The following is a 3445-nucleotide window of genomic DNA, read 5'->3' as shown; positions in this document are numbered from 1 at the left end:
TATCAAAGTATCTACCGATCCGTTCAAAGACAACAAGATCAGTAAGATTACTGTTGATGTCAAGACAGATCCTAATAAAGGTATTGAGGTTACCGATAACGGTCTGGGCATCAAACTACAAACAGGCAACAACCCACTGTATGTTAATCAAGATGGTCTTGGCATCAATGCTCAAACCTTGGTTGAAAACGCCCAATTACCAGTAGTTTATACTGATAAGAAAGGCAATAAGCTGGCAAAAACTGCAGATGGCAAGTTTCTTCGCATCAATCCAAATACTGGTAAGCCACTAACCAATGGCAACAATAACATCGATCCTAATAATGTTATTGCTTCAATGAATGCAGGTGATAACAGCGTTCACACACCAATGACGCTTAACAACTTAAAGCACAACATTCAGCCACAGCCAGTGCTGGATAATAAGTTGACTCATGCGAATAAGCCAGTGTTTGATGAACGCAGCTTAACCAATGCGGCTACTGTTGGTGATGTGTTAAATGCAGGCTTTAATTTGCGTCAAGATGGTACGGTCAAGGACTTTGTTCAGGCATTTGATGCGATCGACTTTGTTAAAGGCAATGCAACAAGTGTTGAGATTAAGACGAATGATGCTCAAACCCAAAGCGAAGTTAAGATTAATATCAATACTGACAACAAAACCATTGAAGTCAAAGACGGTAAAGTATCAGCCAACACCACCGACCTAACCGTCAACACTGACATCAGTAACATTGACGCTGATGACCTGGGTGAGGTTAAGCTGGCTAAAGAAGATCAAGGCAATGCCCTAGTCACTGCCAAAACCGTTGCTGATGCCATCAACAACTCAGGCTTTGTATTGACTGTGGATAAAGCAGACGATGAGTCAGGTGAAGTTGAGGGTGATGAGCCATTCTTGGTATCTTCAGGTGAAAAGCTGGGCTTAAAAGCAGGTAAGAACATCAAGCTGACTCAGCAAGGTGGTCAGGTTACCTTTGCAACCAAAGATGACCTAGACCTAACAACAGCCGTATTTACCGACCAAGGCGGTAATAAAACAGGCGTTGGTGGCTCTGGTGTCTTCATCGTACCAAATGGTGTGGATGCTAAAACTCAGCCAAATGACATCGTTACCTTGACTGTCAACGGTCTAAACAACGGTGGCAACAGCATCACCAATGTCAAATCAAATTTGGTGGATAATGACATTGCCACAGAAGTTCCAGCACAAAACCGTAAAGACAGCTTGGCTGGCAAAGTGAATAATGCTGCAACCGTAGGCGATGTATTAAATGCAGGTTGGAATTTACAGAACAATGGTCAGCCTGTTGATGTCATCAGCCATGCTGATTCAGTGAACTTCATCAATGGTCGTGGCACAACCGTTGTGACTGACAACGACCCAGCAACTGGCACAACCACCATCAAAGTGGACAGCCCAATCGCTTATGTGGGTGGCAATGAAGCTGATGCAACTGACACCGCCACCCCAAGCAATACAGTGAAATTGTACGGTAAAGATAACTCACCAGTACAAGTCACCAACATTGCCAGCGGTGTACGCGGTAAAGTTACTCCAACAGGTGACAATGGCAGCCAAACAGCCAAAGATGTGGCAAACGCCATCAAGACTGCGACTGGCGATACGCTGAACAATGCCGTGAATGTCGGTGATCTAAAAGACACCATCAATGACACCATCACGACAGTCTCTACCAATGCTTATGGTCTAAAAGACAAAGCAGGTAAAGAGTTTAAGCAAAGCCTAGGTACCACCGCTCAAATCACCGGTGATGACAACATCAACACCGAAGTGGTTGAAGTAGAAGCTGCAGATGGCAAAAAAGGTCATGCCTTGAAAGTTAGCCTAAACCCAACACTTGAAATCGGTGCCAAAGACGGCAAAGATGGTAAAGACGGTGTTGATGGCAAACTTGGCATCAATGGCAAAGACGGCTCAGCGATTGTCCTAAACGGCAAAGATGGCTCTATCGGTCTTAATGGCAAAGATGGCAAAGATGGCTTAACCTTCAAAGCTGCAGACGGTGCTCAAGGTGTTGATGGTAAAGATGGTGAGAATGGATTGCCAGGTAAAAATGGTCAAACTCGCATCGTGTACGAAACCAAAGGCAAAGATGGCAGCACTAAGACCGAGGAAGTCGCTAACCTAAATGACGGCTTGATCTTTACTGGTAACAATGGCGAGCTAAACCGCCACAAACTTAACTCTGTGGTTAAGATTATCGGTGAAGGTGTTGATGCAACCGAATCTGGCAGATTTGACAGTGCAACAGGCAACATCAATGTTAAGGCAAATGGCACCGATGCGTTAGAAATTCAATTGTCAAAAGACATTGATCTGACCAAAGATGGCTCAATCACCATTGGTGATACCGTCCTAACAGGCAATGGCCTAACCATTGACAAGGGTCCAAGCGTCACCAAAGACGGCATCAACGCTGGCGGTAAGAAAGTTACCAATGTTGCCGATGGCACAGATGATGCTGATGCGGTGAATGTCAAGCAGCTTAAAGACGCTCGTACGACGGTAACCTCTAGCGACAACTCAATCAGTGTTGTTGACCTGAACAATGGTCAAGACGGTAAGAACCTTGCCTATGACATTAAGGTCGACAGTCAAGCATTGGTTGAATCTGCTCAATTGCCAGTCGTCTACACTGATGTCTATGGTAACAGACTGTACAAACAACCAGATGGTACTTTCGCCACTAAAGATGGTAAAAAAGTCGACCCTGCTGATGTGATTGCTTCGATCAATAATGGTAAAGGCAGCACCACACAGCCAACCAACTTGGCCAATGTTGCTGGTAACTTGACACCAACTTACAATGCAGGCGACATGATCGTCGGCCCTAATGGCAGATTGACCACCAATCCGATCTTTGATGCCACCAAAGAGCAAGCTGCACCACAAGGTCAAAACCTTGCGAACATGTATAACAACGCAGCTACCGTTGGTGATGTGCTAAATGCAGGCTTTAACCTACAAGCCAATGGCCAAGCAGCTGACTTTGTCAAAGCTTATGACACCGTCAACTTTGCTAACGGCACAGGCACAACAGTGGTTGTGGACAATACTGATGGCAAGACCTCTACCATCAAGGTTGATGTGAATGTGGATGATGAAACCATCACCACCAAGCAAGATCCAAACGATCCTGCCAAGACTGTGATCGCAGCCAAAACCACCAAGCTTAACACCAACCCACAAGGTGGTCATGAAGCTGGTAAGGTAACTGTTGAGGGTGATCAAGGCAATGCCCTAGTCACCGCCAAAACCGTTGCTGATGCCATCAACAACTCAGGCTTTACCCTACAAGCCAACGGCAAAGATGGTAAGCTTGTCAAAGCAGGTGATACCATCAGCATCAATCAAGGTGACAACATCAAAGTTACCCAAGATGAAAACGGTAACCTAACTGTTGCTACCAAAGACAAAGTT

1 protein-coding gene is annotated in these 3445 nt (G+C 45.3%); it reads left to right on the top strand.

The features are described from left to right. The coding region (locus M2R47_RS09210) for a beta strand repeat-containing protein (RefSeq protein ID WP_470365338.1) at nt 1-3445 on the top strand (3445 nt) is incomplete at both ends.

This window comes from Moraxella oculi, from assembly GCF_023336735.1.
Taxonomy (GTDB): Bacteria; Pseudomonadota; Gammaproteobacteria; order Pseudomonadales; family Moraxellaceae; genus Moraxella; species Moraxella oculi.
This window is presented reverse-complemented; position numbering and strand designations above follow the sequence as displayed.